Source organism: Photorhabdus namnaonensis (assembly GCF_001684335.1).
Classification (GTDB): domain Bacteria; phylum Pseudomonadota; class Gammaproteobacteria; order Enterobacterales; family Enterobacteriaceae; genus Photorhabdus; species Photorhabdus namnaonensis.
Genome location: NZ_LOIC01000079.1, coordinates 1 through 317 on the forward strand (window position 1 = coordinate 1; position 317 = coordinate 317).

A 317-nucleotide genomic window follows, 5' to 3' on the forward strand; every position below is an offset into this window, starting at 1 on the left:
AGGGGCATCGCTGGCAGTATCGTTATGATGCCGACACGCTGCAACTGACGCAGGTGATTAACCCGCAGGGGGAAACTTACACCTACACCCTGGATGCGGACGGGCGGGTTATCACCGAGCAGGATTATGCCGGCACGCAGTGGCATTATCGCTATGACCGGTCGGGGAACTGCATTGAAAAGCGGGACGGGGAAGAGAACGTGACCCGCTATGATTATGATGCCGCGCACCGGCTGACGACGCTGCGCGCCCCGGAAGGGACCACCCGTTATCATTACGACATCCTGGGCCGGCTGTTAACCGTGGACTCCCCGGAC

Annotated in this window: 1 protein-coding gene; it reads left to right on the forward strand. The window is 60.3% G+C overall.

Annotated features, from left to right (window positions below):
* Positions 1 to 317, forward strand: a 317-nt coding sequence (locus Phpb_RS15795; RefSeq protein ID WP_165603309.1) for an RHS repeat domain-containing protein, incomplete at both ends; no start/stop codon positions are given.